Source organism: Phenylobacterium sp., assembly GCF_037968635.1.
Taxonomy (GTDB): Bacteria; Pseudomonadota; Alphaproteobacteria; order Caulobacterales; family Caulobacteraceae; genus Phenylobacterium.
In genome coordinates, this window is the sequence record NZ_JBBKVV010000120.1 from 80565 (window position 1) to 101003 (window position 20439).

At 68.0% G+C, this 20439-nt stretch carries 17 protein-coding genes; 11 read left to right on the plus strand and 6 right to left on the minus strand.

From position 1 onward, the window contains the following. Nucleotides 1-89 precede the first annotated feature (89 nt). Complete coding sequence (locus AAC997_RS14690) at nt 90-1067, plus strand: LysR family transcriptional regulator (protein ID WP_340646446.1); 978 nt, start codon at nt 90-92, stop codon at nt 1065-1067. Nucleotides 1068-1159: 92 nt separating this feature from the next. After that, nucleotides 1160-3607, plus strand: a complete 2448-nt coding sequence (locus AAC997_RS14695; RefSeq protein WP_340646447.1) for an ATP-binding protein — start codon at nt 1160-1162, stop codon at nt 3605-3607. On the opposite strand, the gene AAC997_RS14700 is transcribed toward AAC997_RS14695, so the two are convergent. Further along, nucleotides 3604-5067, minus strand: coding sequence for an NAD(P)/FAD-dependent oxidoreductase (locus AAC997_RS14700; protein WP_340646448.1), 1464 nt, complete (start codon nt 5065-5067; stop codon nt 3604-3606). The genes AAC997_RS14695 and AAC997_RS14700 overlap by 4 nt on opposite strands. A 56-nt stretch (nt 5068-5123) precedes the next feature. Further along, a complete protein-coding gene (locus tag AAC997_RS14705) occupies nt 5124-5915 on the minus strand; it encodes an enoyl-CoA hydratase (protein WP_340646449.1) in 792 nt (263 codons plus the stop codon). 148 nt (nt 5916-6063) lie between these two features. On the opposite strand from AAC997_RS14705, the gene AAC997_RS14710 reads away from it, so the two are divergent. The 7 genes from AAC997_RS14710 to AAC997_RS14740 all read left to right on the plus strand — a co-directional run bounded on the left by AAC997_RS14710 (nt 6064) and on the right by AAC997_RS14740 (nt 12865). Continuing rightward, entirely contained in the window at nt 6064-6660 is a 597-nt protein-coding gene (locus AAC997_RS14710; RefSeq protein WP_340646450.1) for a TetR/AcrR family transcriptional regulator, read from the plus strand. Between the two features lie 173 nt (nt 6661-6833). Beyond that, nucleotides 6834-7838 (plus strand): hypothetical protein, encoded by a 1005-nt coding sequence (locus AAC997_RS14715; protein WP_340646451.1) that lies wholly within the window; start codon nt 6834-6836, stop codon nt 7836-7838. A 233-nt stretch (nt 7839-8071) separates the two neighbouring features. Then, nucleotides 8072-9049, plus strand: a complete 978-nt coding sequence (locus AAC997_RS14720) for an ATP-binding cassette domain-containing protein (protein ID WP_340646452.1) — start codon at nt 8072-8074, stop codon at nt 9047-9049. Continuing rightward, entirely contained in the window at nt 9039-9836 is a 798-nt protein-coding gene (locus AAC997_RS14725) for an ABC-2 family transporter protein (protein WP_340646453.1), read from the plus strand. Before AAC997_RS14720 ends, AAC997_RS14725 begins: the two co-directional genes overlap by 11 nt. Beyond that, complete coding sequence (locus tag AAC997_RS14730) at nt 9833-10612, plus strand: ABC-2 family transporter protein (RefSeq protein ID WP_340646454.1); 780 nt, start codon at nt 9833-9835, stop codon at nt 10610-10612. The genes AAC997_RS14725 and AAC997_RS14730 overlap by 4 nt, the downstream gene beginning before the upstream one ends. A 41-nt stretch (nt 10613-10653) precedes the next feature. Then, nucleotides 10654-11685: an FAD-dependent oxidoreductase gene (locus AAC997_RS14735; protein WP_340646455.1), complete on the plus strand. Its 1032-nt coding sequence runs from the start codon at nt 10654-10656 to the stop codon at nt 11683-11685. A gap of 10 nt (nt 11686-11695) precedes the next feature. Continuing rightward, nucleotides 11696-12865 (plus strand): acyl-CoA dehydrogenase family protein, encoded by a 1170-nt coding sequence (locus tag AAC997_RS14740; protein WP_340646456.1) that lies wholly within the window; start codon nt 11696-11698, stop codon nt 12863-12865. Between the two features lie 14 nt (nt 12866-12879). Here the strand turns inward: AAC997_RS14740 and AAC997_RS14745 are convergent, their stop codons facing one another. After that, the gene (locus AAC997_RS14745; protein ID WP_340646457.1) at nt 12880-13566 is read right to left on the minus strand and encodes a TonB family protein; all 687 of its coding nucleotides are present in this window, start codon (nt 13564-13566) and stop codon (nt 12880-12882) included. 240 nt (nt 13567-13806) lie between these two features. Here AAC997_RS14745 and AAC997_RS14750 point away from each other — a divergent pair, with 240 nt between their 5' ends. Continuing rightward, nucleotides 13807-15597 (plus strand): ATP-binding protein, encoded by a 1791-nt coding sequence (locus AAC997_RS14750; RefSeq protein WP_340646458.1) that lies wholly within the window; start codon nt 13807-13809, stop codon nt 15595-15597. A gap of 63 nt (nt 15598-15660) precedes the next feature. Next, complete coding sequence (locus AAC997_RS14755) at nt 15661-16485, plus strand: transglycosylase SLT domain-containing protein (protein WP_340646459.1); 825 nt, start codon at nt 15661-15663, stop codon at nt 16483-16485. A 26-nt stretch (nt 16486-16511) separates the two neighbouring features. Here AAC997_RS14755 and AAC997_RS14760 read toward each other — a convergent pair whose 3' ends face one another. The 3 genes from AAC997_RS14760 to AAC997_RS14770 all read right to left on the minus strand — a co-directional run bounded on the left by AAC997_RS14760 (nt 16512) and on the right by AAC997_RS14770 (nt 20367). Further along, entirely contained in the window at nt 16512-17189 is a 678-nt protein-coding gene (locus AAC997_RS14760; protein WP_340646460.1) for a DNA alkylation repair protein, read from the minus strand. A gap of 28 nt (nt 17190-17217) precedes the next feature. Beyond that, nucleotides 17218-18414, minus strand: coding sequence for a CoA transferase (locus AAC997_RS14765; RefSeq protein WP_340646461.1), 1197 nt, complete (start codon nt 18412-18414; stop codon nt 17218-17220). 141 nt (nt 18415-18555) lie between these two features. After that, complete coding sequence (locus tag AAC997_RS14770; protein WP_340646462.1) at nt 18556-20367, minus strand: ATP-binding protein; 1812 nt, start codon at nt 20365-20367, stop codon at nt 18556-18558. Nucleotides 20368-20439 lie beyond the last annotated feature (72 nt).

A 20439-nucleotide genomic window follows, 5' to 3' on the forward strand; every position in this document is an offset into this window, starting at 1 on the left:
TGTGCGAACTGCCCTTTTGGTAGAGCGTCAAACTGTCTGGGTGCAGCCGCCAAGTTCGTATGGGGGCGCCACGATACGGGTTGGGTGGCATGGACAATCACGACGGCGGACGCGCCGACTGGGACGACATCAAGACCTTCGTCGCGGCGGCCCAGGCCGGCAGCTTCGGCGCGGCCGCGCGCCGCCTGCGGACCAGCCAGCCCACGATCACCCGCCGCATCGACGACCTGGAGACACGGCTGGGGGTGCGGCTATTCGACCGTGGTCTGCGCGGCGTCAGCCTGACGCGGGCCGGTGAGCGCATCTATGACCGGGCTCTCTCCATGCAGCGGGCCTCGGTGGACATCGAGCGCATGGCCCTGGAGTCCGACCGCCACGACAGCGGCGAGGTGACCATCGCCGCGCCGGAGGGAATTGGGGGCTTCCTGCTGGGGGTCAAGCTCGCAGATTTCATGAAGGAAAACCCAGGCATACGCCTGGCTCTTGACTGCGGATTCTATCCCGAGAACCCCGTGGACGGCCACGTCGACCTGTCCATCCAGCTCACCTCACCGGGCGGCCAGCCGGATGTGGCGGCCACGGAACTGGCCACCCTGCACTACGCCCTGTTCGCCTCGCAGGACTACATCGATACGTATGGGGCCCCCACGCGCCTGGAGGCCGCCGTCGGCCACCGCTTCATCGCCCACTCCGCCCAGGTCAGCGAGAAGGGGCAGTGGCACGCCAAGACCGGCGCCTTCATGGAGCTGGCCGCGCCGTCCCTGGTGGTCAACTCCTCGACCGCCATGCTGCACGCCATTGAGCGGGGCGCCGGCATCGGTCCGATCCCCACCGCCATCCTGCGCCTGACCTCCGACCTGGTGATGCTGGACATCCCGCCGCTCGCCAGCGGGACCCTGTGGCTGTGCCACCATCGCGACGCCCCGAAGTCGCCCCGCGTCGCCCGGGTCGCCGAGTGGCTGGTCTCGATCTTCGACGCCCGCGAGCGACCCTGGTACCGCAAGGAGTTCATCCACCCCGCTGAGTTCGAGGGCTGGTCCTGGCCGGCGGCCAGCGCAACCGGCTGAGAGTCTGGCGTTTAGCGGGGTGGATAAATCCCATCTTAACCTCGATCTGACACTTATCTCCCTGAAAATAGTCGGAAAGTTCGGGGGGATTGATGACTGGCGAAGACGCGCGGGAGACGTTGCACGGCGCGGGAGTCGTCCGCCCCTTCGGCCTGGACATCAGCCAGGAGGTCTGCGACCGCGCCACGCGTCTGGCGAAGGCCCTGTTTGGTCCTGTCGACGCCCAGATCGTCCTGACCCAGGACGGACGTGCCTGGCGCAGCCGCGATCCCAACGGCGAACACCCCATCGATCCAGGCGCGCAGATCGTGCTGGAGACCGGCAAGCCGCTGTGGGTGGCGGACGGCCGCGATGATCCGCGCTTTGCCGAAACCGAGTGGGTTGCGGGTCCTCTGAACCTGCGCTTCTACGCTGCGGTCCCCATCTGCCTGGAAGATGGCGCGACCCCTGGGGTTCTGGCGGTCGCTGGCGCGGAGGTTCGCGCCTATGATCCCGACCTGGCCGGACGGCTAGCCGATCTGGGGGCCTTCGTGGCCGACGACTGGGCGCGCGCTCAAGCGGCCTGCGATCGCGAGGAAAGCCTGCGCGAACGCGACGCCGTGTCGGCGACGCTTTCGGCGGTGATCGCCGCCCTCCCGGGCACGGTGGTGCTGACTGATCGCGAACACCGGATTTTGGTCTGCAGCCCTCGTTGGGCGGCGCGCGTGAACAGGACGCCGGAGGAGGTCGTCGGCCTGACCCTGTTCGAGGTCACGCCTTGGGCCGAGAAGTGGCGGTTCGCCTACGACAGCTGCCTGGGTGGGGAGACGATCCGCAAGGAACGCCTGGCGAGCCGGGACGCAGAGGGGCGCCCGGTGTGGACAAACATCGAGCTGGCGCCCTGGCGGAACGCCCGCGGAGAGGTGGGAGGCATGGTTGCCGCCAGCCACGACATCACCAGCATGGTTGACGCGCTGGAGCGCACGGAGCGCTCCGAGCAGCGCCTGTCGCTGGCTATGGAGATCGCCGACATCCATGTCTACGAAATGGACTATGTCCGCCGCGAGTTGATCAAGGCCGGCGCCGAAGACACCTTCTTCACCGAGGCCAAGACCTACGAAGAACTGTACCGCGACATCTACTCCACCATCGATCCCCGTGACCGCCCGGCCGCCGAGGCCGCCTGGAAGCGGCACCAGGAGGAGGGCGTGCCCTATCGGCCAGAGTACCGCATTCTCCGTGCTGATGATCGAGTGGTCTGGACAAGCGGCGCCTGCCGCCTGGTGACCGATGAGGAAGGCCGTCCGCAGCGCCTCATCGGCGCCATGCAGAATATCACCGGGCGCAAGGAGGCCGAACACGCCCTGATGCAGGCCAAGGAAGACGCCGAGACCGCCAACCGGGCCAAGTCCACCTTCCTGGCCACCATGAGCCACGAGATCCGAACCCCGCTGAACGGGGTGTTGGGCATGGCCCAGGCCATGGCCGCCGATGAACTCAGCCCGGTGCAGCGTGATCGCCTGGACGTGGTGCGCCAGTCGGGCGAGACTCTTTTGCACATCCTCAATGATGTCCTGGACCTCTCCAAGATCGAGGCGGGCAAGCTGGAGCTCGAGGAAGCCGAGTTCGATATCAGCGACCTGGCCCGAGGTGCGCACGCCGCCTTCACCGCCATCGCCAACAAGAAGGGCCTGTCCTTCGACCTCGCCGTCGAGGCCGACGCGCGCGGCGTCTATGTGGGCGATTCAACCCGTGTGCGGCAGATCCTCTACAACCTGGTCTCCAACGCCCTGAAGTTCACTGAGTCCGGCGAGGTTCGCGTCTGCGTCGCCCTTTCCGCAGACGGTCTGCGCCTGACCGTGGCCGATACGGGCATCGGAATTCCCCCCGATCGGCTGGCCAGCCTGTTCCAGAAATTCGAGCAGGCGGACGCCTCGACCACCCGCCGCTATGGCGGCACGGGCCTGGGCCTGGCCATCTGCCGGGAGCTGGCTCAACTGATGGGCGGGGCTATCCGCGCCGACAGCAAGCCGGGCGAGGGGACCGTGTTCACCGTGACCCTGCCGCTGACCAAGAGCGCGGCTGACCGCGTCCTGCCCGCGCCGGATGCGGGTGAGGTCGAGACCATCGAGATGGAGGTCGGCGCGTTGCGGGTGCTGGCCGCCGAGGACAACACCGTCAACCAGCTGGTCCTCAAGACCCTGCTGCACCAGGCCGGTGTCGACCCGGTGATCGTCGCGAACGGCCGGCTGGCCGTCGAGGCCTGGGCGCGCCAGGACTGGGACGTGATCCTGATGGACGTGCAGATGCCGGAGATGGACGGCCCCACCGCCACGGCGGTCATCCGCGCCCGCGAGGTCGCCGAAGGACGGACGCGCACGCCCATCATTGCGCTGACCGCCAACGCCATGGCCCACCAGGTGGCCGAGTACGCCGCCGCCGGCATGGATGGCTTCGTCGCCAAGCCCATCGAGGTCGGACGCCTGTTCGCGGCGCTGCAAGCGGTGCTGGAGGTCGATGCGGGGCCCGAGGTCGAAGGCGGAGCTTCGGTGGCCGCCTAGGCCGGCTCCACCGCCCGCATCACCTCATAGACCTCGGCATCGAACCGCTCCACCGCCTGGGCATAGGCCCGCGCCGTGTGGGGCCAGTTGTTGAGAATGCGACCGTCGGCGGTCTTGTACCAACTGGTGCAGGTCCCGGCCCAGGGCGTGACCGCCAACGCCTTCTGCAGGTCGACGTTATAGGCGTCGGCCACCTCCTGCTTCACCGACAGCGGCCCCGCCTGCGCGATGGCGTCGAGCGCCTGCAACACATAGTCGGCCTGCGCCTCGAGCATGAAGATGATCGAGTTGTGGCCCAGGTTGGTATTTGGGCCGTACAGCATGAAAAGATTGGGGAACCCGGTGACGGACAGGCCAAGATAGGCCTCCGGCCCGTCGATCCAGACGTCGCTCAGGCGCAGACCGTTCACACCGGTGATGCCGGTGTCGCCGACGAAGGACCGGGTCTCGAAGCCGGTGGCGTAGATCACCACGTCGACCTCGTGTTCCAGGCCGTTCGAGTCCACGACGCCGCGCGGGGTCATGCGGGCGATGGCCTGGGTCACCAGCTTCACATTGGGTCGGGTCAGCGCCGGGTAGAAGTCGTTGGAGATCAGCACGCGTTTGCAGCCGATCTCGTAGTCTGGGGTCAGCTTGGCCCGCAGGTCGGGGTCAGCGACCTGGGCGTGCAGGTGGGCCAGCGGGATCGGAACCTCCTCCACGGGAAGGGTCCCAGCGCGCTTGGCCTCCAGCCTCGCCTCCGCCATCTCGAAGATGTCGCCGCGCACCTTGGCCATGTAGGCGGGTTCGGCGCGGAAGCGGGCCTTTTCCTCCCGCGTATAGGGCCGGTTCATGCGCGGCACGATCCAGTTGGGTGACCGCTGGAAGAGGGTGAGCGACCCTGCGACCTTGGCCACCTCCGGCACGAACTGCACCGCGCTGGCGCCGTTGCCGATCACCGCGACGCGCTTGCCGGTCAGGTCCACGGTGGCGTCCCATTCCGCGGAATGGAAGACGGCGCCGGCGAAATCGTCGCGGCCGGGAATGGGCGGAACCTTGGGCCGGTTGAGTTGGCCCCAGGCGGTGACGAAGGTTTCGGCGGTGAGGGTGGACCCGTCGCCAAGGCCGATCCGCCAGTGCGACTCGTCATCGTCCCAGGCCGCTGAAGTCACTTCAGCATTGAACTTCAGGTGTTTGGAAAGCTGGTGCTTTTGCACCACGTCCTCGATGTAGCCGAGGATGTCGGGCTGGGCGGAAAAGATCTCCGGCCAATCGGGATTGGGCTCGAAGGAATAGGAATAGAGGTGGCTGGGAATATCGCATCCGCTGCCGGGATAGATGTTCTCCCGCCAGGTGCCGCCGACGCCGCCGGCCTTCTCCAGGATCACGAAGGACGCCTCGCCCTTGGTCTGCAGCTTCAGCCCCATGCAGAGGCCTGCGAAGCCCGCGCCCAATATGGCGACCTTGAAGTCCGCGCCCATCTGTTCCGTTTCCCGACCTGTCGTTAGGGAAAGGCTAGCGGCGGCGCCCTAGGTGATCAACGGTTAGTTCGTCTCGCCGCGCGGGCGGCCTGGAAATCAGCCATCGACTTGGCCGGCGCTGCGGTGGTCCAGGCGGCCTCGAAGGCGTCGATCCCGGCGGCGATGGCGTCCCTCATCGGCAGGTCCTCCCAGCGGCGGATCAGCGCCTTCTGCAAGCGAACCGCGGCGGGTTCGGCGGCGAGCAGGCTCTCGATCCAGGCTTCGACCTGGACGTCGAGGCCGGCGGCGGGGACCACGGCCTCCACCAGGCCCCAGGCCTGCGCCTCGGCGGCGCTGAAGGTCTCGCCCAGCAACAGCATCTGTCGGGTGCGGCCCCAGCCCACCAGGGACGGGAGCAGGGCGGCTTCCACCACCGAGGGGATGCCCAGTTTCACCTCTGGCATGCCGAAAACGGCGCTGTCGGCGGCGACCCGCAGATCGCAGGCCGCGGCCACCTCCATCCCCGCACCCAGGGCATAGCCATTGATCTTCCCGATCACCGGGACCGGCAGATCGCGCAGAACCTCGCAGCATCGGTGGACACGGGTGATGAACGCGCGCGCCGTGCCGGCGTCCAGACCCGCCATCTCGTCGATGTCGGCCCCACCGATGAAGGCCCGGTCTCCGGCCCCGGTCAGCACCACGGCGCGCAGGTGTTCGTCCTTGGCCAAGGCCCCGATCCGCGCGGCGAATTCCTTCATCAGCGCACTGTTCAGGGTGTTCAGCTTGCCCGTATTGTCCAGTGTGACGTGGGCCACGCACGCGCCGCCGGCCCGCGCTTCGATCTCGATCCGCACCTCGCCCGACATGGCCGTCTCCTCCCAGAACCGCTGCCGCAAACTGCGACGGCTATCGTGCCTCGACAATCGCGTGAAACGCGATGAACAATGATCACCTATTCTTGGGAGTCCGTATGCGCCATCGTTCCGCCGACCTGCGCCAGGGGAGGGGCCGCTGATGCCGTGGCCGTCCGTGGGCGCGACGCGGCGCCGGGGTTATCACGTCGGCAACCTGCGGGCCCAACTGCTGGACGAGGCCCGCGCCTTGCTGGAGAGCGGCGGGATCGGCAAGTTGAACCTGCGGGCCCTGGCCGCCCGGGCCGGGATCGCACCCGGCTCGGTCTATCACCACTACACCTCCAAGCAGGCCTTGCTGGCGGGACTGGCGGCCGAGGGGTTTGGTGAGTTCGAAGCCGCCCTGCGCGCCGCCGCCACGGCCGCCGCAGAGGCTCCGATCCGCGCCACGGCGCTCGCCTATTTCGGCTTCGCCCGCGCCCAGCCGGCGCTCTACGCCCTGATGTTCGACCCCGCCGCCCTGGCCGATCCCGAGGTGGCCGCCGCCCGCGACAAGGCCTTCGCGGTCATCGAGACCGCCATCGCCAATTCTCCGAACCAGCAGGAGCGCGACCCCGACCTGATCCACAAGGTGGCGCTCGCCGTCTGGGCCTGCGGCCACGGCGCGGCCTCGATGATGCTGGCCGACCCCGCCGACACCGAGGGCGGGCTGATGGAGGACGTGATCCAGGGCCTGGAGGCCCTGTTCCGCCGCCGCTAGGCGACCTTGATCATCCGCCTGCGCCAGCAGGACCTCGCCGCCATGAGCGGCGTCTCCCGCCCACCATACGCTCGTAGCGCAAGGCCGGGTGGCTTGCTCAGCCACCTAACCGGCGGTTGCGGCGCGATCCGGCGCCTGCCATCGTCACGGCGGGGAAACGAACGGGGCGATCCATGCGCGCGATCCTGCTGGCGATAGCCCTGTGCCTTGCGCCTGGCTCGGCCCTGGCTCAGCCAGAAGCTTCCCCCGTCGCCGGGACGTCGCCGGTCGAACCGGCACTTGCCGAGGTGCCGGCTGCTCCGCCGCAGATGAAGAACACCGGGCGGCTGGGGCTGGAGTCTCTGGTTATGGAGACGTACATACCTAAGCCGCTGACGGTGATTTTCGCGATCGCGCTTCTGGTGGGCGGCGCGGCGCTGCATGACCTTACCGCAGGACGCGCGGCCCGGCGCGTTCCGCTCGGGCCGATGCTGCGGCAGTCGTGGGGATTTTGGGGCCGCTATTGGCGTCGCGCGCCAGGGCCGGCTGTCCTCCTGGTCCTCGTGGCCGGGGTGACCGTGATGAGCTTTCGGACGGAGATGGGGTTCCTCAACCTCCTGGGTCTGGCAGGTCTGTTCCTGCTGATGGTCGTGGCCATGGGCGCCGCGTGGAGGCTGGGCGGGCAGACACTTGAGCCTGGGCGGACGGACCTTGCGCTTGGACCCCTTGGTATTCAGTTCGGCGCAGTGGAAATCAGGGTGTTGGGGGCTATGCTCCTGCTCGTCGTTGTCGAACTGGCCTTCGAGCTGGTCTCCTTCGTCGGCAGCCGCGCAATCAACATGACCGACAGCGTCACCGCGATGGCGGCTTTCTTCGCCCTGCTCGCCTGCGCGATGCTCTACGTGTTTGGCCGGCTGATGTTGCTTGCGCCGCGCGCCGGACTAGGACGAGGGATTGCGCCCCTGGTGAGTTGGCGTCTGACCCGCGCGGCATTGCTGCCGCTGGCGGTGGTGGTGCTGGTCCCGCATGTGATGACACTTCCATTGAGCGAGGGGTTGAATGCGATCCTGCCCATGGGGAAATGGGCCCCGAGTCCAGCGGAGGCTGTCTTGGCGCTCATCTTCCTAGCGGTTACGCCCTTCGGCTGGGGCGCGCAGATCGCGATGCTGCGGGCGCTGGAACCGGCGCCTGAGGCATAGGCGTGCGTGAAAGCCACACAGGTTGCAGCTTTCGTTGCGCCCCGGTTGTGAATTCCAGAATCGCCGTCTATGCATGACGCCGTTCCGCGAACCTGTTCGCGCGCTTCAACGACCTGAGACGATGACCAATCTGTTTGGCCAGATGCCGTGCGGCAAAGAGCTCAATTGGGCTCCGACGCCGCTTACGTGCTCTCCGCCAGACCCATCGACCCTCTCAGAAATCGAAGCCCGCCATGTCCGCCGTCATCACCGTCAAGTCACTCTCCAAGGCCTATCGCTACGCTAAGCGGCGCGGCGGCTTCTTCGAGGCCTTCTCCCCTGAACATGTGACGGTCGAGGCCGTCGCCGGCATCGATTTCGAGATCGGGGTGGGCGAGCGCGTCGCCATCATCGGCCCCAACGGCGCGGGCAAGTCCACGACCCTGAAGATGCTGTCGGGCATCCTGGAGCCGTCCTCGGGCGAGGCCAGCGTGCTGGGCCTGACGCCCTGGAAGCAGCGCAAGGCCCTGGCCTACAAGATCGGCGTGGTGTTCGGTCAACGCTCCCAACTGTGGGGCGAACTGCCGGCCCGCGAGAGCTTCGCCCTGCTGCGCCACATCTACGACCAGGAAGCCGCGCCCTTCGCCAGGCGGCTGGGGGAACTGACGGAGCGGTTCGCCCTGGCCGACCTGCTGGACCAGCCCGTCCACCGCATGTCGCTTGGCCAGCGGATGAGGTGCGAGATCACCGCCAGCCTGCTGCACGGTCCCAACCTGCTGTTCCTGGATGAGCCGACCATCGGCCTGGACGTGACGGCCAAGGCCGCGATCCGCGACTTCATCCGCGAGCACGCCCGCGACCACGGCCAGACGGTGCTGCTCACCAGCCATGACACCCGGGATATCGAGCTGGTCTGCGACCGGGTGATCGTCGTCAACCAGGGCCGCATCGTGGTCGACCAGCCGACGGACCAGCTTCGCCGCCGGTTCCTGGGGCGCAAGATCATCACCTTCCAGTCGGCGGGGCAGGGTGTGTCGCTCAATCTGCCGGGCGTCACGCGCCGCGCCTCGGAGGCCCACGCCACCATCCTGGAGGTGGACACCAAGCTCACCCGTGTGGAGCAGGTGATCGCCGCGGCCCTGGCCGATGGTGGCATCGAGGACGTCACCATCGAGGATCCCCCCATGGAGGAGGTGATCGCCGAGATCTACGCCTCGACCCATGCGGCGTGACCTGATCGCCGCGGCGGTGGCTCTGAGGATCGGGGCGGGCCAGGCCATGGCCGGCTGGACGGTGCTGGCCGGGCGCTGCCTGTTCTACATCCTGATCATGACCGTGCTCTCGGCCCTGTGGGACAAGGTTGCGGACGAGCGCGTGGCCGGGGCCATCGCCCTGCCGGCCGGCGGCCTTGTGCTCTATGTCCTGGCCACCGAGTGGATCACCTTGTCGCTGCCCTCCGTTCACCTGAGGTTCGAGGACGACATCCGTTCGGGAGGGCTTGAGCCCCACCTTCTGCGGCCCAAGTTCTACCTGCTGCAGAGCCTGGCCCAGAGTCTGGGCGGGACCCTGGTGCGGCTGGCGGCGCTGGGCGTCACAGCGGTGGCCTGGTTGCTGGTGACCGGCCGGCAGGGACCGCCTGCCGCGACCTATCCCTATCTGTTCGTCCTGGGCGTCCTGGCCGTGACCGTGGGCATGCTGCTCTACGCGGTGGCCGGGCTTTGCGCCTTCTGGACCCGGCGGATCCTGCCCGTGATGCTGGTGATCCAGAAGCTGATGTTCCTGCTGGGCGGGTTATTCGCCCCCATCACTCTCTATCCCGACTGGCTGCGGAAGATCGCCGAGGCCACGCCCTTCGCCGCCCACCTCTATTGGGCCGGTGTCCAGGCGCTGCATCCGTCAGGCGCCATGTTCCTGCAGGCGGCGGCCTGGCAGGCGCTGTGGATCGTGCTGCTCAGCCTGCTGTGCCTGGCGCTGTGGCGCGCGGGGTTGGCCAAGGTATTGCGGGAGGGCGGGGTATGATCGGCAGCTTGCGCCTCTACGCCGCCCAGTCAGCCGCGGCGATCCGCACCTCCTTCTCTGACCGGGGCAACTTCGCGATCCAGGTGGGGGGCATGATCGTCAACGACATCTTCTTCCTGACCCTGTGGGTGCTGTTCTTCGCAGGGTTCCGCTCGATCGGCGGCTGGCGGCTGCAGGACATGGCCCTGCTGTTTGGCCTGACCATGTCGGTGGTGGGGATTTCCGGGGTGTTCTTCGGCGGCTATCGCGACCTGGCCGCCACCCTGCTGCGCGGCGAACTGGACGCCCTGCTGACCCAGCCGAAGGCCCTGATCCCGCGCCTGCTGGCCCGGGAAAGCATCGCCACGGCCTGGGGCGACCTGGCGGGGGCGATCTTCGTGCTGGGGGTCTTCGCGAAGCTGGAATGGGCCGATCTGCCCGCCTTGCTGCTGGCCATCGCGGCGGGGACCACCGTCTATGTCTGCGCCAGCATCAGCTTCGCCAGCCTGGCCTTCTGGGCGGCAGGCGCCCGCAGCTTCGCCCGCGAGCTCACCGACTTCATGCTGCTGTTCTCCAGCTATCCGGGCTCGATCTATCGCGGCGCGGTGAAGACCATCGCCTTCACCATCCTGCCCGCCGGCTTCGTGGTGCTGGCGCCCATGGGCATGGTGCGCCATCCCAGCGGCCAGGCCCTGGCGGTGGTGGTGTTCGGAGCGGTGGTCTACACCGCGATCGCGGTCGGTCTGTTCCACCTGGGCGTCGCCCGCTACCGGCGCGGCGCCTCGCCTTCGATATGAGAATGACTTGATTTCGCGACCGAAGCCCGCTGGTTAGACCCATGAGCCGCAAGCCGAGGATCACGGTCGCGGGCGCCGGCGCGCTCGGTTTGACGACGGCCCTCGCCCTGGCCGACGCCGGGGCGCTGGTGGCGGTCTATGATCCGTTCCCGCAGGGCGTAAACGCCTCGGCCGTCGCCGCCGGCATGCTGGCCCCGGTGTTCGAGGCTGTGCTGGACGCCGAGACGCGAGCGCACTTCGATCTGATGCTGGCGGCCCGCGACCTGTGGCCGGCTCTGGAGGCGCGGATCGGGATCACGGTGGATCGGGCCGGCGCGATGGCCGTGGGTGACGCCGCCTTCCTGCACGCCGCAGACGCCGGCATCCGCAAGCTGGGCCTGCATCCCACCGAGCTGTCGCGCACCGCCATGGTGGGGTTGGCGCCTGGGCTCGCGCCGGGCCTGGGACACGGCCTGCTGACCCGCGAAGACTGGCGCATCGACGCCGGCGCCGCCCTGGTGGCGCTGCGCAAGGCCGCCGAAGCCGCAGGTGTCAGCTTCCACCCCCGCGCCGCCGACGGCTTCGAAGGCGCCGAGCGGCTGGTGATCGCCACCGGCCTGGGGCGCGACCTGGCGGTCATGGCCCCCTTGCTGGGACGGCTCGCCCCCATCAAGGGCCACATCCTGCGCACCGACGGAGCACCCTATGACGGCATCGTCGTTCGGGGCGAAGGCGCCTATGTCACCCGCGCGCCGGGCGGCCTGACCCTGGGCGCCACCATGCAGGTTGGCGCGGGAGACCTGGCTATCGAGGCAGATCAGGTGGCTGGATTGCAGGAGGCCGGCGCGCGCCTCTTCCCCTCTGTGAGGGACGCCAGGATCACCGCCCAGACCGGTGTCCGGGCCGCCACCCCGGACGGCCTGCCGATGGTTGGGCGTGGCCGTCACCACGGGGTGCTGCTGGCGGTGGGCGCGCGGCGCAACGGATGGCTGCTGGCGCCGCTGGTGGCGAAGATCATCGTGGCTTGCGTGACGGAGGGGGACCTTGGTCCCTATGCCGCTCGGCTCGATCCGGGGCGGTTCGAGAACAAATAGGACGGTGATCATGAGCGCGTTCTGGCTGAGCGACGAACAGCAGGCGATCCGCGACAGCGTCGCCCGGGTCTGCGCCGATTTCGACGCCGAGTACTGGCGGCGCACTGACGAGACAGGCGATTTCCCCGAAGCCTTCGTGGCCGCCATGGCCGCCGGCGGGTGGCTGGGGACAGCCATGCCGACTGAGCTTGGTGGCGCGGGCCTGGGCCTCACCGAGGCGGCCATCATGATGCAGGCGGTGGCGGAGTCTGGCGCGGGCTTCTCCGGCGCCAGCGCCATGCATCTGAACATCTTCGGGCCCATGCCCATCGCCAAGTTCGGGTCCGAAGCCTTGAAGCAGAGCGCCATCCCCCGGCTGATCTCCGGCGAGGACAAGATCTGCATCGGCATCACCGAGCCAGACTCGGGACTCGACACCACCAGCCTGACCACCCGGGCGGTGCGCACGAAGGACGGCTATGTGATCTCGGGCCGCAAGGTGTGGACGACCATGGCTCAGCGGGCCAACAAGATGCTGATCATCGCGCGCACGACGCCGAAGGATCAGGTGAGGAAGGCCACCGAGGGACTGAGCCTGTTCTACACCGACTTCGACCGCTCGAAGATCTCGGCCACGGTGATCCCGAAGATGGGCCGCAAGGCGGTGGAGTCCAACAGCGTCTTCATCGACAACCTGGAGGTCCCCGCGGGCGACCTGATCGGCGAGGAGGGGCGAGGCTTCTACTACCTGCTGGAGGGACTGAATCCCGAGCGGGTGCTGTTCGGCGCCGAGGCCGTTGGCCTGGGCCGCGCGGCCCTGGCCAAGGCGGCGACCTACGCCAAGGAGCGCATCGTGTTCGGCCGGCCCATCGGCCAGAACCAGGGGGTGGCCCATCCCCTGGCGCGATCCTGGGCCGAACTTGAGGCCGCCAACCTGATGGCGTTCAAGGCTGCGGCCCTCTACGACGCTGGTCGCGACTGCGGGGCCGAGGCCAATGCGGCCAAGTACCTGGGCGGGGAGGCCGGCTTCAATGCCTGCGAGGCCGCGGTCCTGGCCCATGGCGGCATGGGCTACGCCAAGGAATACGACGTCGAACGCTACTTCCGCGAAGTGATGATCGCCCGCATCGCGCCCATCAGCCGCGAGATGGTGCTCAACTACATCGCCGAGCGCGTGCTGGGCCTGCCCAAGAGCTACTGAGCAGGCCCGAGCGGCTAGTTCCCCAGGTTGAACCGGATCGGTATGCGCACGATGGCGCCGTCCACCGGTTGGCCATCACGGGTCTGGGGGCTCATGCGGAAATAGGGCGCGAGCTTGAGCGCCGCCTGGCCGAAGCCGGCATTGTCGGGGCTTTCGGCCACCACCTGGCAGGCGCTGACCGCGCCATCACCCCCCACGAGGCAGGCCAGCGTCGCGCCGCCCTCGAGGTTCCGACGCATGGCGCCGTCGGGATAGAACCGCGCGAACTCGCGGGCGCCGGGCTTTCTCAGCCAATTGGGGGAGCTGATCACAGGCGGGGCCTGCGGGACCTCGATCAGCTTTGGCGTCGCGGTTTGGGCGATTGTGGTGGGCGGCGGGCCCCCGACGACCCTGTCGGGGGTCGGTGTCGGCGGCGCGGCTATGCTCAGGTCCGGCTTGTTGATCGCGATCGGTGTGTCGCGCAGGTGCAGTTCCGGTTTGGTCTCGGGGGTGGGCTTCGGGTCTGGCTTGTACAGTTGCACGACGAAGCCGGGGTCTTCGACAGGTGCGAGTTCGGACGGCGGCGCCTGGAACCGCTGGACGGCGAGATAGCCCACCAGGGCCATATGGGCCGCGATGGAGACTCCGATCGCCGCAGTCATGGCGCGGCGGGCCTTGGGACTGCCCGCGCGGCCTGCGGGGAACGTTTGTTGGACGACCATGGCGACCTCCCTTTTGTTATCGTCACCAACAACAGGGTCGCGCGCCGATCGTGGCGGAGGCTTGACCTTGGGGAAGCTAAACCGTGTCTTCTTGAAGGTCAGGTCGGGCTCTCACAACCAAGCAAGTGCGACGCTTCGTCGCAAGTATTCGCTGGTAACCAAAATGGGGCCCGCAAAGCATTAATGACGCCGCAACGCCTTGGACTTAAGGTCTTCTGAAATCTAGGACGCGAATCACAGATGTTCTCAAGAGCCGTCGAGCCGCTGCCATCGCAGGAGTTGGCGGCCGTCTATCGACCGGTGGTTCGCGGCTATATGATCGCGGTGGGGATCTACTATGTGATCATCACCGCCAGCCATCCGTTCTACGAGACGGGGTCGTCGCTCGCGATCCTGATGGGCCTGTCGGCGGTCTCGGCGGTGGTCTGCCTTGGCGTGCATCGCCTGCTCCGCAATCCCGGCCCATCGCACCTGACCCTGGAGTTGGGGGCGCTGGCCACCAATGCGCTGATGCTGGCCAATGTGGTGGCCTATCTGGCCATCCACTTTGAAGCGCCGAAGCTGGTCTATTTTGTCATCATGGCCCTGGGTTTCGCCACCGTGGGGCCTAGCGTCCGCATTCTTGCGCCGTCTGTCGTCCTGGCGCTGACGGCGCTGGTGATGTTCGCGGGGCAAGCCGGTCCGGGCGCCGCCGGTCAGTACGCTTTTGTTGGTCTGGCCGGGGCCTTCGGCGCCATCGGCCTTTCGACAATGACCCGGGGCGTGGTCATGCGCGAACTGCGCGCGCGTCTGGCCGCCGAGGCCCTGAACCGCCAGATCGAGCAGGAGCTGGCCACCAATCAGGCCCTGCGTATCCAGGCCCAGGACCTGGCCCGGATCGCCGACACCGCCAACCGCAGCAAGACCGAGTTCCTGGCCACCATGAGCCACGAGCTGCGCACGCCCCTGAACGGGGTGCTGGGCATGGCCCAGGCGATGACCGCCGATCCCTTGTCCAAACCGCAACGGGCCCGCCTGGTGACCATCCAGGACTCCGGCCGCGCCCTGCTGGGGATCATCAACGACGTCCTCGACATCTCGAAGATCGAGGCCGGTCGGCTGGAGCTGTCGCCGTCGGTGTTCAACATGACGGGCTTCGCCGAGGACCTCGCCGCCCTCTATGGGGGCCTGGCCCGGGAGCGCGGCCTGGCGTTCAGCCTTGAGATCACGCCGGACGCCAAGGGGTGGCGGCGCGGCGACGAGGTGCGGCTGCGACAGGTGATCTCCAACCTGCTGGCCAATGCGTTGAAGTTCACCGAGGCCGGCGCGGTCACCGCCCTGATCGATGCCGACGGCGACTTCCTGAAGGTCAGCGTCACCGACACCGGCACGGGGATCGCGCCCGAGCGCGCGCCGCAGTTGTTCGAGAAGTTCGTCCAGGCCGACGCCTCCACCACGCGTCGGTTCGGGGGCACGGGGCTGGGCCTCTCCATCTGCCGCGAGATTCTCGCCCTGATGGGCGGGGAGATCGACTTCACCAGCGAGTTGGGGGAGGGCTCCTGCTTCAGCTTCACCGTCCACCTGGCCCGTGCGGAAACCCCAACGACGCTCGATAAGCCCGACGCCGAGCCCAGCTTTGACGATGCCCTGCGGGTGCTGGTGGTCGATGACAATCCCACCAACCGTCTCGTGATCCGCACCCTGCTGGAGCAGTTCGGAATAGATACCGTGACCGTCGATAGCGGGACCGCGGCCATCGAAGCCTGGGACGCCGGCGCCTGGTCGGCCATCCTGATGGACATCCACATGCCGGGCATGGACGGCCTGGAGGCCACCCGGGAAATCCGTACGCGGGAGCAGACCGGCGGCCGGGCGCGCACCCCGATGATCGCCGTGACCGCCAGCGTGCTGAGCCACGAGACCGACGCCTATTTCGCCGCCGGCATGGATGACTTCATCGCCAAGCCCATCGAATTGCCGCGGCTGTTGGCGATTCTCGAGGATTGCCTGAACCAGGCCGCTGACAGCGACCCAAAGGCCGCCACCGCCTGACTGCGCGGGTCGGTCGCGCTATGGTTAGCGCGACGTTAACCATGTCGGTTCAAACCAGGATCCATGGCGATCCAGGGTCTGAGGGGCGCGGTCGAAGCCGCCATCCAACGTGCGTCCAATGCGACGGGCGTGGACTTCACGTTCCTCATGAAGACCGCCAACCGCGAGAGCGGATACAATCCCAGCGCCAAGGCGTCGTCATCGTCGGCCGCCGGCCTGTTTCAGTTCGTTGAACAGACATGGCTCTCCACCCTCAAGCAGCACGGTTCCAAGTACGGCTATGCCCGCTACGCTGACCTGATCCGCAAGGGTTCCGACGGCCGCTATTCGGTCAGCGGGGCCGAGGCGCGCAAGGCGGTGATGGACCTGCGGCTGGACGCCCATGCCTCGTCCCTGATGGCCGGCGAGCTAGCCTCCGACCACGCCTCGTATCTGAAGGGCCGGACGGGGCGCACCCCTACGGCGGGTGAACTCTACGCCGCCCACTTCCTGGGCCCGCAGGGGTCGGCTCGGCTAATCGAGGCCGCCAACAGCCGCCCCGGCGCATCGGCCGCCAGCCTGTTCCCAGAGGCGGCCCAAGCCAACCGCTCCATCTTCTACCGCGAGGGTCGGCCGGCCACGGTGGCAGAGGTCTATGCCAACCTTACCCGGACTGGCGGCGTCGGCGCGGCGACCTCCGGCCGGCCCGCCCCCGCCGACGACGGCTTCATCGAGTACGCCTCGGCCCGCCGAACCGAGCGTCTGAAGGAGCAGGACGCCCTGGTGGACCTGATCCTGCGCGGCAGCCAGAGTCCCGACCGCGACGGCTCAAGCTCGCGCCTGACCGGTTCCATCTTCTCAAGCGAAATGCTGCGAGTGCTGTCGGACGCCCGCGACGGCAAGAGCTAAAGACCTCCTGAGGAAGGACTTCTCGCCTATTTGGTCTTTGCATTTTGCCGTTTGACGATCTCGTTGATCCAGATCGGCGCGAAGGGCGATGTGCATCCTGGCGAGGTCGGATAGTCGCGATAGACCCCCAGCGCCTCGCCGATCGCCAGGGCGCGATCGCGATAGTCGGCGTGATGGATGCCGATGGCCGCAAGAGTGTTGTTCATGGTCCACTGGGGTAGGGGGCCGGCGACCGGCAGCTCGACCTCGATCCGATCCAGCAGCGCTGGCATGTCGAGCCCGTCGGAGGCCTTGGAGATCCGCTCGGCCGTGAGGCTCCAGCCTGCCCGCGCCGCCATGGGATGGTCGCTGTCCATCCAGCGGCGGCGCAGCGCCTCCTTCTCCGGGTGCGCCTTGACGATGTAGGCGTTGAGCCAGTCCGATACTTGCGGCACGGCGTTGGAGCGGACGAGGCGGTCAAGCGCGTCCGCCGACAGCAGCTTGGGCTTCATCAGCAGAATCGCCAGCAGTCGGGCGTCGAGGTTGCCGGTTTCCCATAGTTCCAGGGCCAGGTGATGGTCGGTCTTGATGGCCTTGGCGAGGACGCGGATGTCGCCGAGTTTGACGCCGTACTGGTTCTCGTCGGCGCCGCTGCGGATGTTGAGCGTGCGCACCCTGTCATTGCCCAGGGCCTCGAGCTTCTTCAGCACCTCACTTGGCGTCATGCGCCTGTCCTCCAGTCGGCGACCATCTTCAGGCCGCAGCGCCGCTTTCCATCATCGAGTCGATCTCGGCCTCGGAATAGCCGATCTCACCCAGCACCACGCGGGTATGCTCTCCGAGGCCCGGAGCCGCCGGCCGCTGCATCGTGGCCACGCCGGGGAATTGGGCGGGAGAGTTGGGCGAGCGATAGGTTCCGCCGTGGCCGTCCTCCACTGCGATTAGCGCGCCGGCGGCCTCCACCTGCGGATCGGCGGCGACTTCGGCGGGGGTCTGGACGGGCGCCCAGACCAGGTCGGCCTCGTCCAGCCGCCGGGCGATCTCCTCGAAATCGAAAGCCCCGAAGGCCGCCTCGAGTTCTGACACCAGGTCGCGGTTGTTGGCCTTGCGCGCCTTGCCGCCCTTGAAGCGCTCGTCCTCCAGCAGTTCGGGGCGCCCGCAGGCCTTGGCCAGGGCCGGCCAATCGCCGCCGCCGCCACGCGGGTTCAGCACGAACCAACGCTCGTCGCGGCTCTTGTAGAAGTTGGCCAGGGGATCGAAGGGGTCGGTGCGGGCGCGGTTGGAGGCCAGCTTGCCGAACACCAGTTGCACCGCCAGGTCCGAGCCCACCACATAGGTCCCCGTCGCCAGCAGCGATGTGGCCACCAACCGGCCCTCGCCGGTCTTCTCCCGCTCGTAGAGGGCCGCCAGGATCGCCGAGGTGGTGGCGAGCGAGGTGGTGTGGTCGCCGACCCCGGTGCGCAGGATGAAGGGGTCGGAGCCCTTTGGGGCGTGCATGCGGGCGACCCCGGCCCGCGACCAGAAGGCGGTGACGTCGAAGCCGGGCAGGTGGGCGTCGGGGCCTTCCAGCCCATAGCCGGTGACCACGGCGTAGATCAGCCGGGGATTGGCGGCCCGCAGGGTCTGTTCGTCCAGCCTGTACTTCTTCAGCGAGGCGGGTCGGACATTGGTCAGGAAGACGTCAGCCTCGGCGGCCAGGCGGGCCAGGGCGTCGCGGCCCTGCGGCTTGGCGATGTCCAGCACCACGGCGCGCTTGCCGCGGTTGTCCATGCCGAAGGTGGGATTGCCGGTCAGCTCGCTCTTGGCGTCGGCGAAGACGTGCCGCATCGGATCGCCCTGCGGCCGTTCCACCTTGATCACCTCCGCGCCCCAGTCGGCCAGGATGCCCGCCGCGCCGGGCGCGGCGATATAGGAGGCGAATTCGACGACCTTCAGACCCTTGAGCAGCACGCGTCTTCCCCACCTGTTTTGGGGATCATACCGGGCGCGGAGCGCAATCCAACGAAGTGGATGCCGGTTCGTAGGAAAATTGCGCGACCAAACAAGAATCGAACCGATCCGATGTCATCGGATCGGTTCGCTGTTCATGGCTCAAGCGGTGAGGCGCGCAGGGGTGTCCTTACGGGTCACGGCGACGGCGTCGGCCACGGCGCGGGCCACGGCCGCCACGCTGACCGGCTTGCGCAGCACCGCATCGGCGCCGGCCTCGGTGCATTCCTTGGCTTCCTCTGCGTCACCGCCGATCACCGCGACGATGGGAACGCCAGCGGCGGCGCCCTCCAGGCCGCGCAGCGCCGCGATGGTCTCGGGGCCGTCCATGTTGGGCATACGCCCGTCGATCATCACCAGGTCGAATTCACAGATCTTGGCCAGCTCGAAGGCGCGGCGGCCGTCGACGGCGTGAACCACCTGGTGGCCCAGCTGCTCGATCACCGCGCGCAGCATGGCGGCGTTGAGCGCGTCGTCCTCGGCGATCAGCACCTTCAGGGTGCGGCGCTCAGCGGGCTCAGGAGGCGCGGCTTCCACGGCCTCGAGAACGCGCTCGGCCACGGCCTGCGCGTCATAGGGCAGTTCAAGGCGGAAGCAGGAGCCGACGCCCACGGCGCTATGGGCGGTCAGGTCGCCCCCCATCAGGCGGGCCAGCTGGCGGGCCAGCGACAGGCCCAGCCCCGCGCCCGAGGTGCCGGCGCTGGTCCGCTCCACGCGGGCGAAGGGTTCAAAGGCGCGATCCAGTTCGTCGGCGGTCAGACCCGGGCCGGTATCGGCGATCTCGACCGCCAGGCGTCCGGTGGCCGTGATCTCGACGCGGGCCTCAACCCGGCCACGGACTGAGAACTTCACAGCGTTGCCGATCAGGTTGGCGATGATCTGGCGGGCCCGATGGGCGTCCGCCAGGGCGGCGCCGGTGTGGCCGATCTCAAGTTCAGCCGGCACGTGCAGGGTCAGCTCCAGACCTTTCGCCGAGGCGTTGGGGCGGTTCAGCAGCACCAGGTCGCGCAGCAGGGCGACGGGATCGAAGGGCTTGGTGTCCACCGACAGGCGGCCGGCCTCGGCGGTCTCGGAATCGAGGGTGGTGTTCAGCACCGCGATCAGGTCATTGGCGGCGTCCAGGGCGGCGGTAAGCTGCTCGCGGGACGGCGCGCCGCGGCCGTTTCGCCCAGCGGCGGCGGCCAGCACGTGGGCCACCCCGGTCAGGCCATTGCGGATCTCGTGGCTGAGGGTCGCCACCAGGTCGGACTTCGATTGGGCCAGGCGGCGCGCCTCCTCGACCTTGCCCGCCCGGTCGGCGATCAGGATCTCGCGCTCCGCAGCCATGGAGAACTGCCGGCGCAGGATGCGGTTGAGGATCAAGGCCAGCGCCATGGCCAGCGCGATGGCGCCCCAGGCGTTGTTGGCCAATGCATGATCCTCAGGGCGGGAAAACAGAGCGATCAGCGGACCCGCGGCGGCGGCGGGCCCCACGATCAGCAGGCTGGGAAGCCAGGGGGAGGCGAAGAAGATGATCACGACAGACGCAGCCAGGGCCGTCATCAACAGCGGCTCGCGGGCGGCGCCGGCGCCGTTGGAGAAAGCGGCGATCTGAGCCACCGCCAGCGCCCAGATCAGGGCCGACAGAATCTGCACACGGCCGCGCTTCACCGTGTTGTTGGCGGCCTCGGGGTCCTTAAGCCAGTTGACCACGCCATAGAAAGCGCCCCAGGCGGCGGCGAAAATCGCAAAGGTTCCGGTCATCCAGGCGGCGTTCACCGCGTGGCTGCCGGCCCAGACGTAGGCCGGCAGGCTGACGGCGAAGACCGCCAGCGCATAAGGCAGGAGAGCCGTCTGGGCCTCCAAAGCCTGCTGTGTCGCCGATTGGCCGCCCCGCAGGGGTTCGGCCGTCCGATCATCTGTGGTCGTGGCCATGGGGCGCCTCGGGAAGATATCGCCACGTAAGGTAGTGGTTCAGGGTTGGCGCGAGGTTACCGCGTAGCGTTA